General features: G+C 70.6%; 14 protein-coding genes. 5 read left to right on the forward strand and 9 right to left on the reverse strand.

The features are described 5' to 3' along the window. Positions 1-6 precede the first annotated feature (6 nt). The 7 genes from ACWC09_RS39405 to ACWC09_RS39435 all read right to left on the reverse strand — a co-directional run bounded on the left by ACWC09_RS39405 (position 7) and on the right by ACWC09_RS39435 (position 8315). Positions 7-1833 carry a branched-chain amino acid ABC transporter permease gene (locus ACWC09_RS39405; RefSeq protein ID WP_450855865.1) on the reverse strand — a complete coding sequence of 609 codons (1827 nt, stop codon included), beginning with the start codon at positions 1831-1833 and terminating at the stop codon, positions 7-9. A gap of 5 nt (positions 1834-1838) precedes the next feature. After that, positions 1839-2771, reverse strand: coding sequence for a branched-chain amino acid ABC transporter permease (locus ACWC09_RS39410; RefSeq protein ID WP_450855866.1), 933 nt, complete (start codon positions 2769-2771; stop codon positions 1839-1841). A 121-nt stretch (positions 2772-2892) separates the two neighbouring features. Next, a complete protein-coding gene (locus tag ACWC09_RS39415) occupies positions 2893-4122 on the reverse strand; it encodes a branched-chain amino acid ABC transporter substrate-binding protein (protein ID WP_450855867.1) in 1230 nt (409 codons plus the stop codon). Between the two features lie 288 nt (positions 4123-4410). After that, positions 4411-5028, reverse strand: coding sequence for a Tat pathway signal sequence domain protein (locus ACWC09_RS39420; RefSeq protein WP_450855868.1), 618 nt, complete (start codon positions 5026-5028; stop codon positions 4411-4413). Further along, the gene (locus tag ACWC09_RS39425) at positions 5025-5435 is read right to left on the reverse strand and encodes a hypothetical protein (RefSeq protein WP_450855869.1); all 411 of its coding nucleotides are present in this window, start codon (positions 5433-5435) and stop codon (positions 5025-5027) included. The genes ACWC09_RS39420 and ACWC09_RS39425 overlap by 4 nt, the downstream gene beginning before the upstream one ends. Positions 5436-5494: 59 nt before the next feature. Then, complete coding sequence (locus ACWC09_RS39430; RefSeq protein WP_450855870.1) at positions 5495-5983, reverse strand: hotdog fold thioesterase; 489 nt, start codon at positions 5981-5983, stop codon at positions 5495-5497. Between the two features lie 52 nt (positions 5984-6035). Then, the gene (locus tag ACWC09_RS39435; RefSeq protein WP_450855871.1) at positions 6036-8315 is read right to left on the reverse strand and encodes an FdhF/YdeP family oxidoreductase; all 2280 of its coding nucleotides are present in this window, start codon (positions 8313-8315) and stop codon (positions 6036-6038) included. Between the two features lie 146 nt (positions 8316-8461). Here ACWC09_RS39435 and polA point away from each other — a divergent pair, with 146 nt between their 5' ends. Together polA and ACWC09_RS39445 are read left to right on the forward strand one after the other, a co-directional pair. After that, a complete protein-coding gene (gene polA, locus ACWC09_RS39440) occupies positions 8462-11188 on the forward strand; it encodes a DNA polymerase I (RefSeq protein ID WP_450855872.1) in 2727 nt (908 codons plus the stop codon). A 172-nt stretch (positions 11189-11360) separates the two neighbouring features. Continuing rightward, the gene (locus ACWC09_RS39445; RefSeq protein WP_450855873.1) at positions 11361-11750 is read left to right on the forward strand and encodes a hypothetical protein; all 390 of its coding nucleotides are present in this window, start codon (positions 11361-11363) and stop codon (positions 11748-11750) included. On the opposite strand, the gene ACWC09_RS39450 is transcribed toward ACWC09_RS39445, so the two are convergent. Next, positions 11716-12573 (reverse strand): DUF4184 family protein, encoded by an 858-nt coding sequence (locus ACWC09_RS39450; protein ID WP_450855874.1) that lies wholly within the window; start codon positions 12571-12573, stop codon positions 11716-11718. The two genes, ACWC09_RS39445 and ACWC09_RS39450, sit on opposite strands and share 35 nt — an antisense overlap. A 309-nt stretch (positions 12574-12882) precedes the next feature. Between ACWC09_RS39450 and ACWC09_RS39455 the strand changes: the two genes are divergently transcribed. The 3 genes from ACWC09_RS39455 to ACWC09_RS39465 all read left to right on the forward strand — a co-directional run bounded on the left by ACWC09_RS39455 (position 12883) and on the right by ACWC09_RS39465 (position 15920). Continuing rightward, positions 12883-14601, forward strand: coding sequence for a lytic transglycosylase domain-containing protein (locus tag ACWC09_RS39455; RefSeq protein WP_450855875.1), 1719 nt, complete (start codon positions 12883-12885; stop codon positions 14599-14601). Between the two features lie 170 nt (positions 14602-14771). Beyond that, positions 14772-14906: an SPW_0924 family protein gene (locus ACWC09_RS39460; protein ID WP_450855876.1), complete on the forward strand. Its 135-nt coding sequence runs from the start codon at positions 14772-14774 to the stop codon at positions 14904-14906. A 21-nt stretch (positions 14907-14927) separates the two neighbouring features. Further along, positions 14928-15920 carry a DUF3068 domain-containing protein gene (locus ACWC09_RS39465; RefSeq protein WP_450855877.1) on the forward strand — a complete coding sequence of 331 codons (993 nt, stop codon included), beginning with the start codon at positions 14928-14930 and terminating at the stop codon, positions 15918-15920. Here ACWC09_RS39465 and hrpB read toward each other — a convergent pair. Next, a complete protein-coding gene (hrpB, locus tag ACWC09_RS39470; RefSeq protein ID WP_450855878.1) occupies positions 15910-18387 on the reverse strand; it encodes an ATP-dependent helicase HrpB in 2478 nt (825 codons plus the stop codon). The genes ACWC09_RS39465 and hrpB overlap by 11 nt on opposite strands. Between the last annotated feature and the right edge of the window lie 99 nt (positions 18388-18486).

Below are 18486 nucleotides of genomic sequence, written 5' to 3' on the forward strand. Positions count from 1 at the left end.
GTGTGGTCAGGCCCCTGTCTTGCTCAGGACGGTGGGCGCTTCGGCCTCTTCGTGGAACTCCAGCTGGCGGCGCCGGTTGGCGACGAGGCCTTCGGGGCGGAAGCGCATCAGCAGGATGAGCGCGACGCCGAAGGCGAAGAGCTGATAGTCGCCGAGGAACTGGAGCTTGTTGGGGATGAGGTAGAGCAGGGAGGCGCCGATCAGGGGGCCGCCGATGGTGCCCATGCCGCCGAGGACGACCGCGGCGAGCAGGAAGGCGGAGTTGGGCGGGATGGGCCCGGCGAACTGGTACTGCTCGGGGGTGACGGTGTAGGTCACGTGGGCCTGGACGGTGCCGGCGAGGCCGGCGAGGGAGGCGCCGACGGCGAAGGCGATGAGCTTGACCTTGAAGCCGTTGATGCCCATGGCGAGGGCGGCGGTCTCGTCCTCGCGGATGGCGACCCAGGCGCGGCCGATCCGGGAGTCGCCACTGCGTCGGAAGACGAGGACGACGACGGCCGTGATGAGCAGCATCAGCAGGAAGTAGTTGGCGAACCGGCCGATCGTGAAGCCGAATACGTCGTGCGTGGCGCCGAGGTCCCAGCCGAGGATGTTCAGGTCCGGGATCGAGGAGATGCCGTTGGAGCCGTTGGTGAGGTCGGGTCCGGAGGTGCCGTCCAGGTTGTTGGCGGTGATCCGGAAGATCTCACCGAAGCCGAGGGTGACGATGGCGAGGTAGTCGCCGCGCAGTCGCAGGGTGGGGGCGCCGATGAGGACGCCGAAGGTGAGCGAGGCGGCGGCGCCGACGAGGACGGCGGCCCAGAACGGGAAGTGCACGTTCCACGGTGAGGTGGGCGATCCGGAGACCAGGGCCGCGGCGTAGGCGCCGACGCCGAGGAAGGCGACGTAGCCGAGGTCGAGGAGGCCGGCGAGGCCGACGACGATGTTGAGGCCGAGGGCGACGGTGGCGAAGATCAGGATGTAGACGCCGATGGTCGCGTACTGGTCATCGGTCTGGGTGAAGGGGAACAGGGCCGCCGCGATGAAGGCGCCGAAGACGGTGATGGTCTGGTGCCGGGCGGTGATCTGAGTGGCCTGGGCGACGAGGCCGGCCTTGTTGAGGGCCGCGAAGCCGAAGCCGGCGGTGATGAGGAAGCCGACGAAGAGTTCGTCGTACTGGGTGCCGATGCCGTAGGTGAAGACGAGCAGGCCGAGGGCCATGACGGCGACGATGACCAGGATCTCGACGTAGGACGGGAGCTTGCCGACCGGGCGGGGGGCGTCGGCGGCGAAGGCGGCCTTGATGGTTGCCCGCTTGTGGGCGGCCTTGTTCTTGAACTGTTCCCAGGCGTCGTCGTCGGGGTCGATCGGGTCGGGCTCGGGCTTCTCGAACGGCAGGGCCAGGGCGCCGACGAGGGCGGCGAGCGTGGCGATGGCGACGACGAAGCCGCCCGGGTCGAGGTTGACGACGCCGCCGAGTTCGTCGCTGATCGCGATGACCGTGTACCAGGCGGTGGCGAAGGTGGCGAGGGCGGCGAATCTGAGGGCGGCGTCGCCACCGGCGGGGACGAGGTGGCGCACGCCCTTGACGCCATAGCCGGCCAGGGCGAACAGGGCGGTGAGGGCGCCGCCGATGAGGACGAGGACCTGCAGGCCGCCCGGGTAGCCGTAGACGGTGAGGTCGCCGGGGAACTTGTCGGTCCAGGTCCAGGACATGAACGTGGAGACGATGGTGAGGGCGGCGCCGCCCAGCGCGAGGGCGCGGGCGACGCGCGGCGGGATGCCGATGAGGCCGCTCTGGGGTGCCGCGGCGGGGGTGCCCGGGGTCTCGGGCGCGGTGGTCTGTGTCGTCATCGGTGTCACGCCCTGTCCGCGACGCGCTCGCCGAGCAGGCCCTGTGGCCTGAAGAGGAGCACGAGGATGAGGAGTACGAAGGCCCAGACGTCGGCCCAGGACTGGCTGCCGAACTTTTCCATGCCGGGGATGTCGGAGATGTAGGCGGAGGCGAGGGTCTCGGCGACTCCGAGGACGACGCCGCCGATCATGGCGCCGTAGATGTTGCCGATGCCGCCGAGGACCGCCGCGGTGAAGGCCTTGAGGCCGAGGAGGAAGCCCATCTTGAAGTTGACCTCGCCGTACTTGAGGCCGTAGGCGACGCCTCCGATGGCGGCGAAGGTGGCGCCGAGGGCGAAGGCGACCACGATGATGCGGTCGGTGTTGATGCCCATGAGCTTGGCGGTGTCCGGGTCCTGGGCGGTGGCCTGCATGCCGCGGCCGGTGCGGGTCTTCATGACGAAGTAGGCGAGCACGGCCATGCTGATGGGGGCGGCGATCAGCAGGAAGATATCACCGGTCTGGATGGTGACGTTGCCGATGTGGAAGGGGCCGCCGTCGATCTGCGGGAAGGTGATCGAGGACTTGGCGTCCGGGTACCAGGCCCAGACCGCCTGCTGCAAGGCGAGGGAGAGGCCGATGGCGGTGATGAGGGGCGCGAGGCGGGGCGCAGTGCGTAGGGGGCGGTAGGCGAACCGTTCCGCTCCGACGGCGACCGTGACGGCGACGATGATCGCGCCGATGAGCATCAGCGGCAGGGCGACCCACATGGACGTGCCGTCGGGCAACACGTACAGGTAGACCGTCAGAGCGCCGAAGGCTCCGGTCATGAAGATCTCACCGTGGGCGAAGTTGATGAGCTGGACGATGCCATAGACCATCGTGTAGCCGATGGCGACCAGCCCGTACATGGATCCCAGTAGCAGGCCGTTGACCAGCTGCTGCGGCAGTTCGTTCACCGCATGTCCTCCGAGACTGTTCGGATCTTTTCGACGGATTTCGTCATTGCGCCGGATGCGAGAACGCGCGGGGCGCCTGTGGAACAGCGCCCCGCGCGGCTCGTGAGTGGTGCGGGAGGGGTCAGCCGGTGAAGGTGCCGGACTTGACGGCCGCCCAGGCACCATTCTTGACGGCGTAGACGGTGAGCTGCTTGTTGGTGGCGTCACCGAACTCGTCGAAGGAGACCTTGCCGGTCACTCCGTCGAAGGAGACGTTCTGCATGGCGGCGGTGACCTTGGCGCGGGCGTCCGAAGGCAGCTTGCCGCCGTTGTCGTCGACGACCTTCTTCACGGCCTGGATGATCGCCCAGGTGGAGTCGTAGGAGTAGCCGCCGTAGGCGCCGTACTCCTCCGAGTAGCCGCCCGCCTTGTAGTCCTCGACGAACTTCTTGGCGGAGTCGAGCGTCTCGACCGGGGCACCGACCGAGGTGGCGAGGTCACCGGTGCTGTTGGTGCCGGCCAGCTTGATGAAGGTCGGGTCGAAGATGCCGTCGCCGCCGGCCAGCGGGATGTTGGCGCCCGCGGCCTTGATCTGCTTGCTGAGCGGGCCCGCCTGCGGGTACTCGCCGCCGTAGTAGACCGCCTCGGCACCGGAGTTCTTCACCTGGGTGGCGACAGAGGTGAAGTCCTTGGTGTCGGGGTTGATGTGCTGGGTGCCGACGACCGTGCCGCCGAGCTTCTTGAACTCCTGGGTGAAGGTGGCGGCGAGACCGGCGCCGTAGGTCTTCTTGTCGTCGATGACGAAGACCTTCTTCTTCTTGGCCGTGTTGTAGATGTACTCGGCGGCGAACGGGCCCTGGATGGCGTCCGTGGTCGCGGTGCGGAAGTACGACTTGAACGGGCGGACCTTCTTGGTCTGCCAGTTGGTGCCCTGGGTCAGGTCCGGGCTGGTGTTGGCCGGAGAGACCTCGACCAGGCTCGCGGAGTCGAAGACCTTCTGCATGGACTGCGCGACGGAGGAGTTCAGCGGGCCGACGACGCCGAGGACGCTCTTGTCGGCGACCAGGGCGGTGGCGTTCTGCTGGCCGGAGGAGGCCTGCGCCTGGTCGTCCTTGGCCACGAGCTTGAACGTGACGCCGTCGACGACCTTGTCCTTGTTGGCCGTCTTGACGGCCAGGTCGGCGGAGTTCTTGATGCCCAGGCCCAGCGCGGACAGGTCGCCCGTCAGCGGGGCGTCGACTCCGATGGTGACGGTGGTGCCGCCGCTGCCGGAGTTCCCCTTGTCGTTGCTGTCGCGCGAGCCGCAGGCGGTGAGGGTGAGTGCTCCCGCCGCCAGCGCGGCGGTGATGGCGATGAGCGAACGTTGACGCACGATCAGTCCTTTCCCTGGCGCGGCCCCTCCCCCCTGGAAGTGGCCGAGTCACTGCGCCGGGCCGAAGTGTTTTTCCGGCTGCACGGTGACTGGGCGTGACTCTAAGCGGGTCGGGGAACCCTGGAGGAGGGTCTGGGTGAGGCTGTGACGCTCTTGTTATGACACGAGGTAATGCAGAGCGGTGCTCAGTGGGTAGTACAGCGGAATTCCGGCCGATTCGCCCCGTCCGCATTCTGAGAACCCGCAGGACCCGCCGGGGGGTGTCAGGTGCTTCGAGGCTTTTGGTAATTACCCTGAACTGGGGTTGCAGATCGCTTCCAGGGCGTCGGACAGATGCTGTGCGTAGCGCTGCCCCAGGATGAAACTGTGCACCTCTATTGCGCGCGTATTACGCAGAGTTACGTCGAGGAAAGGGAGCCCTGCCCTTTCGGGCACACTTCGGCATTCGGTGACGTGCATAGTGATCACGATCGTGCGACTTCTGCCCGCACGCGTTCGGAAAGGTGTACTGGGGTCGGTGGTCAGGGACAGCCCGGCGTACGGCTGGCCGATCTCCCTGACGGTGACCGGCGGGCCGGAGTCCACGCTCAGGTCCACGGCGAAGCTGAAGCTGTGCGGCCGTACGCCTTTCGGGGTGGTCACGGGGTCGAGGTACGTGATGTCCACGACCTGGGAGGGGTACGGCGGTGCCGCGGGCGCCGGCTTGTGCGGCCGGGTGAGGTAGAGATAGCCGCCGGCCGCGATCAGGACGACGGCCAGGACGGCGGCGAGAACGGCGCGCCGGTGCCGGTCGTACCACTCGGGGAGCCGTCCGCGCGGGCGGCGCGACACAACGGTGGTGGCGCCCTCCGGGGTGTCCCGGGCCCGGGTGCCCTCGCCGGGCTCGACGGGGCCGACGCCGCTCATCCCCACGGTCCGTTGCTCGGACCGCCCGTGCGGTACCAGTCGCGGCAGCCCTCGCGTGCTCGCCGCCCGATCAGCTCGTCGGCCGCCTGGGCGCCTTGGGCCCTCTTGGTGACCCGCGCGGCGTCCACGACCTTCCGCAGGATGTCGTACTGCCCGTTCGACAGGCCCATCGTCTGGTAGTCGCCGTAGGTGTGGCTGTCGAGCACCTTGCGCGACCAGTACGCGACGACCCGCGTGCACAGGTCCTCGGGCGAGGTGGTCGACGCCGAGGGCGTGACCGTGACGGTGCGTTCGGCGGTCTGGCTGCCCGACCCTCCGCACCCGGTGCACAGTCCGCCCGTCACCAGTGCCAGCGCCAGCCCGCAGCCGAGTACGGCCCCCGGACGGGTGGCTCCTCCCGTTTTCATGACATGACGCTAGGGCCTCTCCGGCGCCTCGGGCCAGAGGCGGGTCGAGCGAGCCGTGCTCAGCCGGCGATGCCCAGGTGCCGCGCGTCGCTCGGGTTCACGTCCCGCAGCAGGCAGGTCAGGCGTGCGGTGCACACGCGCCGCCCCTCCTCGTCGCTGATCACGATCTCGTACGTCGCCGTCGAGCGTCCCCGGTGCACGGGCGTCGCCACTCCCGTCACCAGCCCCGAGCGCACGCCCCGGTGGTGCGTGCAGTTCAGGTCGACGCCGACCGCGATCTTGGAGCTGCCGGCGTGCAGCATCGAGCCCACGGAGCCCAGCGTCTCGGCGAGCACGGCCGAGGCCCCGCCGTGCAGCAGCCCGTACGGCTGGGTGTTGCCCTCGACCGGCATCCTGCCGACGACACGGTCCGCCGAGGCCTCCACGATCTCCACGCCCATGCGGGTCCCCAGGTGCCCCGCGGAGAACAGGGCCGGGAGGTCGACGCCGAGCGCGGCGTACTCGGCGATGACCTCCTGCGGGAACCTCACATGCTGCTGCTCGCCCATGGGCCGTGCTCCGTTCGTCGTGATCAGTCCTGCAGCCTGCCTGAGCAAACGCTCAGTCGGCTGTCGATTGTTCCAGACGTACGACGACGGACTTGCTGGCCGGGGTGTTGCTGATGTCGGCGGTGGAGTCCAGGGGAACCAGGACGTTGGTCTCCGGGTAGTAGGCGGCGGCACACGCGCGTGCCGTCGGGTAGTGCACGACCCGGAAGCCGGGCGCCCGCCGCTCGACGCCGTCCTTCCACTCGCTCACCAGGTCGACGTACGACCCGTCCGCGACGCCGAGTTTCCGCGCGTCCTCGGGGTTGACCAGCACGACCCGGCGGCCGTTCGTGATCCCCCGGTAGCGGTCGTCGAGGCCGTAGATCGTGGTGTTGTACTGGTCGTGCGAGCGCAGGGTCTGCAGCAGGAGACGGCCCTCGGGCAGCTCCGGGTACTCCACGGGGGCGGCCGTGAAGTTGGCCTTGCCGGTCTTGGTCGGGAAGCGACGCTCGTCGCGCGGGGCGTGCGGGAGGGCGAAGCCGCCGGGGTGCGCCGCGCGCGCGTTGAAGTCCTGGAAGCCGGGGATCACGCGCTCGATGCGGTCGCGGACGGTGGCGTAGTCCTTCTCGAACTCCTCCCACGGCACCACGCTGTTCTCGCCCAGCACGCGGCGGGCCAGACGGCAGACGATGGCCGGCTCGGACAGCAGGTGCGTGCTCGCGGGCTCCAGGCGGCCGCGGGAGGCGTGCACGATGCCCATCGAGTCCTCGACGGTCACGAACTGCTCGCCGCTGCCCTGCAGGTCTCGCTCGGTGCGGCCCAGGGTGGGCAGGATCAGGGCACGCGCGCCCGTGACCGCGTGCGAGCGGTTCAGCTTGGTCGACACGTGCACGGTCAGACGGGCGCGCCGCATGGCCGCCTCGGTGACGTCGGTGTCGGGGGAGGCGGAGACGAAGTTGCCGCCCATCGCGAAGAACACCTTCGCCTTGCCGTCGCGCAGGGCGCGGATGGCCTGGACGACGTCGAAGCCGTGCTCGCGCGGGGGCGCGAAGCCGAACTCCTTCTCCAGGGCGTCCAGGAAGGCGGGTGCGGGGCGCTCGAAGATGCCCATGGTGCGGTCGCCCTGCACGTTGCTGTGCCCGCGCACCGGGCACACGCCCGCGCCCGGGCGGCCGATGTTCCCGCGCAGGAGAAGGAAGTTGACCACCTCGCGGATGGTCGGCACGGAGTGCTTGTGCTGGGTCAGGCCCATCGCCCAGCACACGATGGTGCGCTTCGAGGCGAGCACCATGCGCAGGGTCTGCTCGATCTCCTCGCGGGTCAGACCGGTCGCGGCGAGGGTCTCGTCCCAGTCGGCGGCCTTGGCCGCGGCCACGAACTCCTCGTAGCCGTGGGTGTGTTCGCGGACGAACTCCTCGTCGACCGCGCCCTGGGTCTCCAGGATCAGCTTGTTGAGGAGGCGGAAGAGGGCCTGGTCGCCGCCGATGCGGATCTGGAGGAACAGATCGTTGAGCGCGACACCCTTGAGCATGCCCTGGGGGGTCTGCGGGTTCTTGAACCGCTCCAGGCCGGCCTCGGGCAGCGGATTGACGCTGACGATCCGCGCGCCGTTCGCCTTCGCCTTCTCCAGGGCGGCGAGCATGCGCGGGTGGTTGGTGCCCGGGTTCTGGCCGGCGACGATGATCAGGTCGGCCTTGTAGAGGTCCTCGAGCGAGACGCTTCCCTTGCCGATGCCGATCGTCTCGGTCAGTGCCGAACCGGACGACTCATGGCACATGTTCGAGCAGTCGGGCAGGTTGTTGGTGCCCAGCTCGCGGGCGAACAGCTGGTAGAGGAACGCGGCCTCGTTGCTGGTGCGGCCCGAGGTGTAGAAGACGGCCTCGTCGGGCGAGGACAGCTGCGCGATCTCCTCGGCGACGATGTCGAAGGCACGCTCCCAGCTCACCGGCTCGTAGTGCGTGCCGCCCTCGGGCAGGTACACGGGGTGCGTCAGCCGCCCCTGCTGCCCCAGCCAGTAGCCGCTCCTGTTCGCCAGGTCGGCGACGGTGTGCGCCGCGAAGAACTCCGGGGTGACCCGGCGCAGGGTGGCTTCCTCCGCGACCGCCTTCGCGCCGTTCTCGCAGAACTCGGCCTTGTGCCGGTGGTCCGGCTCCGGCCAGGCACAGCCCGGGCAGTCGAAGCCGTTCTTCTGGTTGACGCTCAGCAGCGTCAGCATGGTGCGCTTCACGCCCATCTGCTGCTGGGCGATGCGCAGGGTGTGTCCGATGGCCGACAGCCCCGCCGCCGCGTGCTTCGGCCCGGCGACCTGCGGCGCGTCCTGAACCGGATCGCCCTTGGGCGGTTTGGTGGCCATGACGCACTCTCCTTCACGCACACCTGCACATCTGGTTACGTCTTCGATCCTCGCACGGGCCGCCGACAGCGAAGTCCGACGGTGGAAAACAGCCCGTGAGCCCCGGTGGCGGCCGACTGTCAGTGGCACATGGCAGGATCGGGTCCGTGGCAGAGACAGCATCGAAGAAGACCGAGACGACCTCCGGCAGCAACCGGCCCCGCCTCATGCTCATGGACGGGCACTCGCTGGCGTACCGCGCGTTCTTCGCGCTGCCCGCGGAGAACTTCACGACGGCGACGGGCCAGCCGACGAACGCGATCTACGGCTTCGCGTCGATGCTGGCCAACACCCTGCGTGACGAGGAACCCACGCACTTCGCGGTGGCCTTCGACGTCTCCCGCAAGACCTGGCGCTCCGAGGAGTTCACGGAGTACAAGGCCAACCGCTCCAAGACACCGGACGAGTTCAAGGGCCAGGTCGAGCTGATCGGCGAGCTCCTCGACACGATGCAGGTGTCGCGGTTCGCGGTCGACGGCTTCGAGGCCGACGACATCATCGCCACGCTCGCCACCCAGGCCGAGGCCGAGGGCTTCGAGGTGCTGATCGTCACCGGCGACCGCGACTCCTTCCAGCTGGTCACCGAGCACACGACCGTGCTGTATCCGACGAAGGGCGTCTCGGAGCTGACCCGGTTCACTCCGGAGAAGGTCTTCGAGAAGTACGGGCTGACGCCCGCGCAGTACCCCGACTTCGCGGCCCTGCGCGGCGACCCGTCCGACAACCTGCCGGGCATCCCGGGCGTCGGCGAGAAGACCGCCGCGAAGTGGATCAATCAGTTCGGCTCCTTCGCCGACCTGGTCGAGCGCGTCGAGGAGGTCAAGGGCAAGGCCGGGCAGAACCTGCGCGACCATCTGGAGGCCGTCAAGCTCAACCGCCGCCTCACGGAGATGGTGCGCACGGTCGAGCTGCCGAAGACGGTCGCCGACCTGGAGCGGGCGCCGTACGACCGCAAGGGCCTGGCGATGGTCCTCGACACCCTGGAGATCAGGAACCCCTCCCTGCGCGAGCGGCTGCTCGCCGTCGACCCGGGCGCGGCGGAGGCCGAGGAGACGCCGGTCGTCGCGGACGGCGTGGAGCTGGACGGCACGGTCCTCGGCACCGGCGAACTCGCGCCCTGGCTCGCCGGGCACGGCACCGGCACCCTCGGCGTCGCCACCGTCGACACCTGGGCGCTGGGCACCGGCTCGGTCGCCGAGGTCGCGCTCGCCACGGCCGACGGTCCCGCCGCCTGGTTCGACCCGTCCCAGCTGGACGAGGCCGACGAGACCGCGTTCGCCGGCTGGCTGGCCGACGAGGCGAGGCCCAAGGTGCTGCACAACGCCAAGGGCGCGATGCGGGTCTTCGCGGAGCACGGCTGGAGCGTCGCCGGCGTCTCCATGGACACCGCGCTCGCCGCCTACCTGGTCAAGCCGGGCCGCCGCTCCTTCGACCTGGACGCGCTCTCCCTGGAGTACCTGGGCCGCGAGCTGGCCCCCGCCGCGGCGGCCGACGGCCAGCTGGCCTTCGGCACGGACGACGGTGCCGAGGCGGAGGCGCTGATGATCCAGGCCCGCGCGGTGCTGGACCTCGGTGAGGCCTTCACGGACCGCCTCCAGGAGGTCGGCGCCGCGGACCTCCTCCGGGACATGGAGCTGCCGACCTCCATCCTCCTCGCCCGCATGGAGCGATACGGCATCGCGGCCGACCGGGCCCATCTGGAGGCCATGGAGCAGATGTTCGCGGGCGCCGTCCAGCAGGCGGTGAAGGAGGCGCACGCCGCGGCCGGGCACGAGTTCAACCTGGGCTCGCCCAAGCAGCTCCAGGAGGTCCTCTTCGGTGAGCTGGCACTCCCCAGGACGAAGAAGACCAAGACCGGTTACACCACGGACGCCGACGCCCTGGCCTGGCTCGCCACCCAGACGGACAACGAACTCCCGGTGATCATGCTCCGTCACCGCGAGCAGGCGAAGCTCCGGGTCACGGTCGAAGGCCTGATCAAGACGATCGCGACCGACGGCCGCATCCACACCACCTTCAACCAGACGGTCGCCGCCACCGGCCGCCTCTCCTCCACCGACCCGAACCTGCAGAACATCCCGGTCCGCACGGACGAAGGCCGCGCGATCCGCCGGGGCTTCGTGGTGGGCGAGGGCTTCGAATCCCTCATGACCGCCGACTACAGCCAGATCGAACTCCGCGTGATGGCCCACCTCTCCGAGGACGCGGGCCTGATCGAGGCGTTCACCTCCGGCGAGGACCTGCACACCACGGCGGCCTCCCAGGTCTTCGCGGTCGACCGGGAGCACGTCGACGCGGAGATGCGGCGCAAGATCAAGGCGATGTCGTACGGCCTGGCGTACGGTCTGTCGGCCTTCGGCCTCTCGGCGCAGCTGAACATCGACGCGGGCGAGGCCCGGGCACTGATGGACGCGTACTTCGAGCGTTTCGGCGGCGTACGGGACTACCTCCGCCGGGTCGTCGACGAGGCACGGGCGACCGGCTACACGGCCACCCTCTTCGGCCGCCGCCGTTACCTCCCCGACCTCAACAGCGACAACCGCCAGCGCCGCGAGGCCGCCGAGCGGATGGCCCTCAACGCCCCCATCCAGGGCACGGCCGCCGACATCGTCAAGCTCGCCATGCTCCGCGTGGACGGCGCCCTGCGCGAGGCCGACCTCAAGTCCCGCATGCTCCTCCAGGTCCACGACGAAATCGTCCTGGAGATCGCCCCCGGCGAGCGCGGGGCAGTGGAGGACGTCGTCCGCCGCGAAATGTCCGACGCGGTCCACCTGAGGGTGCCGCTGGGGGTTTCGGTCGGCGTGGGGGCGGACTGGGAGTCGGCCGCTCACTAGGTGCCGTCACCGTGGTTGCTCATCACCGGTGCAAGCAGAGTCCCACCGCGACGGTGAGCAACCACGACGGCGCCTTTCGGCGATGCCGAACCGACCGGAGCCCCTCGGTCGGGTCACCCGGGTGGCCCTCGCAAAGAGGCCCTCTCCACCTCCGTGCCGTAAGGATGCGGGCATGGGTATACGCATGCTCCACCGCCGGACGGCGTCACCGCAGGCGAGCACCGACAGGACTCCCCGCACGCCGTACCCCCCGGTCCCGGTCTTCGCGGCCGACGCAAGCACCGCCCGCATCCCCACCGGCCTCGCCACGGTCCTGCGCCGCACGGCACACCGCACCGCCGGGGACCTCCGCCGCAGGCTCGCCGCCGCCACCGCGGAGCCGGCCACCTGGCGCCTGTGGGCCGACCTGGGCTGCACCTACGCCGCCGGCCTGGCCGACCGCGTCCGCAGAGCCGCCGGCCTCCTCGCCCGCGTCCGCCGCGGCCGCCCCGCAGTCACGATGTTCGTGGTCACCGACGGCGGCATCGTCAGCGACCGCCCGGACGGCCCTGTCCCACGCTGACCCGCTCGGGCTCCGCACCGACCACCGCCGGACGCCACACCCGCACCCCGACCACGTACAGCAGCAGCCCCAGCACGAGCCCCGCGCCCACCCCGAAGCACAGCGGCGCGATCAGCTCCCACGGCCTCGCCGTGGCCCGCCAGTAGGCCCACCACCGCGCCGCCCGCTCCACCCCCACGACCACCGCACACCCGCCGATCACGACCCCGGCCAGCAACCGGTCCCGTACCGACAGCACGGGGACCGCCGCCTCCGACGTATCGACCGGCACCCCCCGCAGCGCCCGCCCCACCCACACGGCGATCACCACAGCCCCCACCACCGAGCCCCCGTACTGCATGTACCAATACAGCGGGGACCCCGCGAGCGTGTCGTTCAGCACCGGAAACACTCGGACCCCCCACCGGTCGTGATGGGTGAACGCGTCCCACACCACATGTGTCAGCGCACCCAGCGCCGCCGACGCGTACCACCGCACCACCAGTGACGGCCGTACGCGCGCGGGGGGTGTCCCGCAGCGCAGCAGTGCGGCCGGGCGGGGCTGCCAGGTCCTCGGCAGCAGTGCCACCAGCGGCTCACGGATCAGCAGCCACAGCCCCACCAGCGCCCAGGCCACGGCCACGTCGACCGTGAAGACGCCCGGGATGGAGTGGGTGAAGCTCCCGAACTCCATCGCCCCGGGAATCGCGCTCGCCGCGAAATAGGTCATGTCGGGAGAGAAGGAACCGGCCACGAGCACGGCCGGAACCAGCCGTCCTCGGCCGCTGCCGTCGGTGTGCACGGCGGGCAGTACGGCCGCCGCATGGCTCAGGGTGAACGGCAACGGGGCTCCTCGGAGGGGACGTTGGGCGGGACCGCGGCCCCGGAGATCGCTCCGGTCCAGTATGCGGGCCCGGCCACGCCACCGGCCGAAGATGGCCAACCGGTGAATAACGGGCACGAACGGGTGCCCATGGCAAGGAAGTTGTCGTAGGGTCGCCTGGGTCGTCGTGCGGGGGAAGCACGGTCGAACACGCGAACAGAACACGGATCCGCCCCACGAGGGCAACCACCACCGTGGGTCGATCGTCACAACAAGGCGAGCAGGCAGACAGAGACGGGCGCTCGGGCGTCCACGGGAGGGGTTCACTCTATGGCGGCGCAATTCGGCAGGAGGCTGGCCAAGGGAGCGGCGACCACCGCTGTGGCGGCACTCGCGGTCGCGGCCCTCTCCGCGTCCCAGGCGCCCGGGGTCACGGTCGACGACCACGGCAGACAGACCGCCTCGGACGCCCAGCCGTCCCCCGACGCCACCGCCGACGACGGCACCGCCACCGGCAACTCGCGGTACTACACCGACCTGCCGCCGCTGAACAGCCCCAACCCCTCGCCGAGCGCGAGCAACGGCACCGGCACCGGCACCTCCGCGCCGACGGGCTCCGGCGAGGCCGGCATCCCCGCGACCGTCCTCGACGCCTACAAGAAGGCCGAGGCGGCCCTCAAGGAGGCCAAGCCCGGCTGCAACCTCCCCTGGCAGCTGCTGGCGGCCATCGGCAAGGTCGAGTCCGGCCAGGCCCGCGGCGGAAACGTCACGGCGGACGGCACCACGATCACCCCGATCCTGGGCCCGCAGCTCGACGGCAACGGCTTCGCTCTCATCAAGGACACGGACGGCGGCAAGTACGACGGCAACAGCAGCTACGACCAGGCCGTCGGCCCCATGCAGTTCATCCCGTCCACCTGGGCGTGGGCGGGCCGCGACGGCAACGGCGACGGGGTCAAGGACCCCAACAACGTCTACGACGCCGCCCTCGCCGCCGGCCACTACCTGTGCCGCAACGGCTGGGACATGTCCACCCAGTCCGGCCTCGACAGCGCGATCCTCAGCTACAACAACTCGCAGGACTACCTGAACACCGTCCTGTCGTGGCTGGAGTACTACCGCAAGGGCACCCACTCGATCCCGGACGGCACCGGCACACTCCCGTCGCACAGCAGCGACGACGGCCAGAAGGCCAACCCCAAGCCGTCGCCCACGCCGCCCAGGACGCCCTCGACGCCGCCGAGCACCGGCTCCCCGAGCACGCCGAGTGCCCCCAGCACACCGAGCACGCCCGGCACGCCGTCCCCCACGCCCACCGACACGGTGGACCATCTGGAGGACGCGGGCACCGCGAAGCTCACCGCGATGGCCGGCGACGCGTTCACCAAGAAGATCAGCACCAAGGCCGAGACCAAGGCCGGCAAGGCCGTCGGCAAGGTGCGCATCCGCTTCTCCATCATCGGCGACACCGACGCCACCTTCATGGGCGGCGAGAAGGTCGCCTCGATCGTCACCAACGCCTCCGGCGTGGCCGTCGCGCCCACGCTCCAGGCGGGCGAGAAGACCGGCGACTTCACGGTCCGCGCCACCGTCGTGGGCCGCGCCGTCACCGGCCTCGACTACACGGCCTCCGTCACGGAGCGGGTCGCCGACACCCTCGCCCGCACCGGCGACACGGCGCTCACCTGCACCCCGGGCGGCGAGTTCGCCGACCAGGTCGAGGTGAAGGCGACCTACAAGACCGCCGTCGCCGACAAGGTCGCGGTCACCGCCACGCTGATCAAGTCCAAGCTCGACGCGACCGAGAACGACAAGGGCCCCTACTTCAAGGACGCGGACGGCAAGACCATACGCACCCTCACGGGCCTGACCACGGACGCCGACGGCAAGCTGAAGCTGCCCAAGCTGTACGCCGACGACACCACCGGCACTTTCCTGCTCCGCCTCACCACCGCGGGCGGCGCCACCCTCGACGTCGAGCTGACGGTCGCGGCGGCCGACACCTCGGCGAGCCCGTCGCCCAGCCCCTCGGCGAGCGCGAGTTCGTAGGCCCGTACACCACGCGTTTGCTACGACGACGACGGCGTCCCTCACCCGAGGGGCGCCGTCGTCGTGTGCAACGTGTTCTCATCTCGCCCACCCGTTGCTACGGTGCCGGACCTGACGATGTATCAGCTCCAGTCAGCTCCAGTCAGCTCCACGTCCGTCGGGAGGCAGGCATGCGCGCCCTGATCGCCGCCGCGACCGGTCTCGCCGTCGCGTTCGCGCTGATCCTCACGATCACCGCGATGGGGACGCCGACGGGAGAGACGTCCCCGAAACCGCTGCTGACGACGGTGCCCGCCCACCCCTAGCCGTCCGCCCGGGAGGCCGAGATGCGCCGCAAGGCCAGTCTGGTCCTGCTCGCCTTCGCCGTGTTCTTCGCGGCGCTGTCCCCATTGATGCGCTGGTACGCCTTCCCGCGCCTGGCCAAGATCCCGGCCGACCAGTACCAGGACATGGTCCTGGAGGCGAAGGGCGCGACCCTCCTCGACTACGGCACGATGAAGGCCCGCAAGGTCTCCAAGGTCACCATCGTGCAGACCCTCAAGGGCAACGTGGAGGCGGCGAAGAAGATCGACAGGACGGCCGGCCGGGACGTCGTCGTCTGGGACGGCCTCTCCTACGTCCAGGGCCCCGACGGCAAGATGGTCTCCAAGATCCCCGAGCGCTACATCTTCGACGCCCACAGCCAGGCCCCCGTGCACGCCACCGGCGAGATGGTCGACGGCGACCCGGTGAAGCGGACCGGCATCGAGTTCAAGTGGCCCTTCCTGACCCAGAAACGGGACTACGAGTACTTCGACGCCCAGACCCGCACCACCAACCCCATTCACTACAAGGGCACCCAGAACTTCCGCGGCCTCAAGGTCTACTACTTCGAGCAGACCATTCCCTGGACCAAGGTCCACTTCCCCAAGGCCATGCCGGTGGCGGGCATCACCGCCGACTCGATCGCCAAGACCGGCACGAGCATCTGGTACACCACGGTCCGCAAGTTCTGGGTCGAGCCGGTCACCGGCGCCCCCGTCTACGGCGAGGAGCTCCACAAGGAGGAACTGCGCGGCGGCACCCTCCTCGGCGACCGCGACAAGGTGACGGCGTTCGCCGGCGACGTGAGGATGCGCGAGGACTACGTCAAGCACACGGTCGCCCTGGTCGAGCACAACCGCACCCTCGTCCTGCTGATGACGTCGTACCTCCCCTGGGGCTTCCTGATCCTCGGCGTCCTGCTCCTCGCCCTCTCCCTCTGGCTGGAGGCCCGCAGCCGCCGCCCGGCCGACCCCGAACCGGCCCACTCCGAGGCGCCCGAACCGGTCACCGCCTGAGCCGCGCGTTGGTGTACCGCGTCGGCTCGGCGGTCGCGGGGTCCTCGGGCCACGGATGCTTCGGATACCGCCCCCGCAGCTCGGCCCGCACTCCCTTGTAGCCGTCCTTCCAGAAGGAGGCGAGATCGGCGGTGACGGCGGCGGGCCGCCCGGCCGGGGAGAGCAGATGCACGAGCAACGGCACACCGGCCACGGCCGGCGACGCGTGCAGCCCGAACATCTCCTGCAACTTCACGGCGAGAACGGGCTGTTCGGGGTTGTCGTAGTCGATCCGGATCCTGGACCCACTGGGTACGGCGATCCGCTCCGGCGCCAACTCGTCGAGCCGCCCCGCCTCTCCGGAGGCCCAGGGAAGCAGCCGGTCGAGCGCCTGCCCCGCCTCGATCCGCCCCAGGTCGGCCCGTCGCCGGGCCCTGCCGAGCTCCGGCTCCAACCACTCGTCCACGCGCGCGTGGAGCGCGTCGTCGGAGACATCCGGCCAGGGCTCACCCAGGTGCAGACGCAGAAAGGCGAGCCGCTGTCGCCGTACGAGTGCGTCGGGCGTCCACCGCAACAGCCCGAACCCTTCCTGCCGCAGCCCTTCGAGCAGCGCGTCGCGTACGAGAGCCGGGTCGGCGTCCTTCAACGCCCGCGCCGCCAGCTCGATCGCCCCCAGCCGCTCCACCCGCCGTGCGACGACATCCCCGTCGGCCCAGCGCACCTCATGTGCCTCGGAGTACAGCGAGGCCGCCGCGGACCGGGCCATGCCCTCGTCCACCACGGCGGCGAGCTGCACGCGCGCGTGCCCCTTTCCGACGGGACGATCCGCGACCGCCACGGCGATCCAGGGGGCGCCGCGCAAGGGACTGCCGTCACCGAGCTCGGCGCGTGTACCGGAGACCATGAGGTAGGAACCGGCGTCGGCCTTGGCGATCCGTTCGGGGAACGCGAGCGCGGCGACGAGTCCCACGGTGCGGTCGTCCGCGCCGTGTGCCGATGCGCGCCCGTCGTTCGTCCGCAGGCGCCGTACCTCGGCCCGCCAGCGCCCCGCATAGGCGTCACCCCCACGCCGAGCTGCCCGCAACGCGGCCGCCAGGTCGTCGCCGTACTCCCTCGGCGCCTCCTCCGACAGCAGCGCGACCACCTCGGCGCCGTCGCCGGGAGTGTCCAACAGTGCTCGCCCCAGCCGGGGGTGCAGCCCCAGCCGCGCCAGCCGCAAGCCCCGTTCCGTGGCCCGGCCCAGGGAGTCCACCGCCCCGATCGCCGTCAGGACACTCCTCGCCGCCGTCATCGCCCCGCCCGGCGGTGCGTCCAGCAGGGCCAGCCCGGACGCGTCCGGATCGCCCCAGCAGGCCGCCTGGAGCGCGAACGCCGTCAGGTCGGCCACCTTGATCTCCGGCGCCGGGAAACGCGGCAGACGCGCGTCCTCGGCCTCCGCCCAGCAGCGGTACACCGCCCCCGCCGCCTCACGCCCGGCCCGCCCCGCCCGCTGCCGCCCGGCAGCCTGTGAGGCCCGTACCGTCGCCAGTGCGCTCAGCCCGCGCGCGTGGTCGACGCGCGGCTCCCGGGCGAGCCCGGAGTCGACGACCACCCGCACCCCCGGAACCGTCAGGGACGACTCCGCCACCGAAGTGGCCAGGACGACCCGGCGCCGCGCTCCAGGAGCCAGCACCGCGTCCTGGACCGCGGCCGGAGCGCGCCCGTGCACCTGAAGCACGTCCACGTCACCCAACGCCCCCAACTGCCCCGCCACGCGCGCGATCTCGCCCACGCCGGGCAGGAAGCACAGCACGTCCCCGTCCCGCTCGGTCAGCGCCCGCCGTACCGTCGACGCCACGTGCGTGAGCAGCGCCGGGTCCACCCGCATGCCGTGCGGGGGCCGTACGGGCCGGGCCGGCGGCGACCAGACCACCTCGACGGGATGCGAGACCCCTTGTGCCTCGACCACGGGGGCCCCGCCGAGCAGCGCCGCCCACCCCTCGGCATCGGTCGTCGCCGACGCCGCCAGCAGCCGCAGCTCGGGCCGCAGGGTCTCCCGGACGTCCCACAGGAACGCGGCCACCGTGTCGGCGTCCAGATGCCGCTCGTGGCACTCGTCGAGCACCACCACGTCCACGCCGGCCAGCTCCTGGTCCCGCTGCAGCCGCTGCAGCAGCACACCGGTCGTCACGACCTCCACGCGAGCGCGGCGCCCGACCACCCGCTCGCCGCGCACGGTGTACCCGACGCTCTCGCCGACCTTCTCGCCCAGCAGCCACGCCATCCGCCGGGCGGCGGCGCGGGCCGCGATCCGGCGAGGCTCGGCGACGACGACCCGGCGTGCCGGTCCCTCGCCCAGCAGCCCGGCGAGGGCCAGCGGTACGAGAGTCGTCTTGCCGGTGCCCGGCGGGGCCACGAGAACCGCCGTGCCGTGTCCCTCCAGGGCGTCGTCCAAGGCGGACAGGGCGTCGCGTACGGGCAGCGCGTCCAGGGCGTCGTAACGGATCACGCCCCTAGTAGGACTCCGTTAGGTTGCTCTGGCTCTTGGGCTCTGGCCGGTGGTGGATGTTCTGGGCAGGGGGCGGTGGCAGGTGGTGCAGGTGCCGGT

This window comes from Streptomyces sp. NPDC001617, from assembly GCF_053596855.1.

Coding starts and splice junctions, on each gene's coding strand:
- ACWC09_RS39405 (WP_450855865.1), bottom strand. CDS start 1,833: ATGACGACACAGACCACCGCGCCCGAGACCCCGGGCACCCCCGCCGCG.
- ACWC09_RS39420 (WP_450855868.1), bottom strand. CDS start 5,028: ATGAGCGGCGTCGGCCCCGTCGAGCCCGGCGAGGGCACCCGGGCCCGG.
- ACWC09_RS39425 (WP_450855869.1), bottom strand. CDS start 5,435: ATGAAAACGGGAGGAGCCACCCGTCCGGGGGCCGTACTCGGCTGCGGG.
- ACWC09_RS39430 (WP_450855870.1), bottom strand. CDS start 5,983: ATGGGCGAGCAGCAGCATGTGAGGTTCCCGCAGGAGGTCATCGCCGAG.
- ACWC09_RS39435 (WP_450855871.1), bottom strand. CDS start 8,315: ATGGCCACCAAACCGCCCAAGGGCGATCCGGTTCAGGACGCGCCGCAG.
- ACWC09_RS39445 (WP_450855873.1), top strand. CDS start 11,361: ATGGGTATACGCATGCTCCACCGCCGGACGGCGTCACCGCAGGCGAGC.
- ACWC09_RS39455 (WP_450855875.1), top strand. CDS start 12,883: ATGGCGGCGCAATTCGGCAGGAGGCTGGCCAAGGGAGCGGCGACCACC.
- ACWC09_RS39460 (WP_450855876.1), top strand. CDS start 14,772: ATGCGCGCCCTGATCGCCGCCGCGACCGGTCTCGCCGTCGCGTTCGCG.
- ACWC09_RS39465 (WP_450855877.1), top strand. CDS start 14,928: ATGCGCCGCAAGGCCAGTCTGGTCCTGCTCGCCTTCGCCGTGTTCTTC.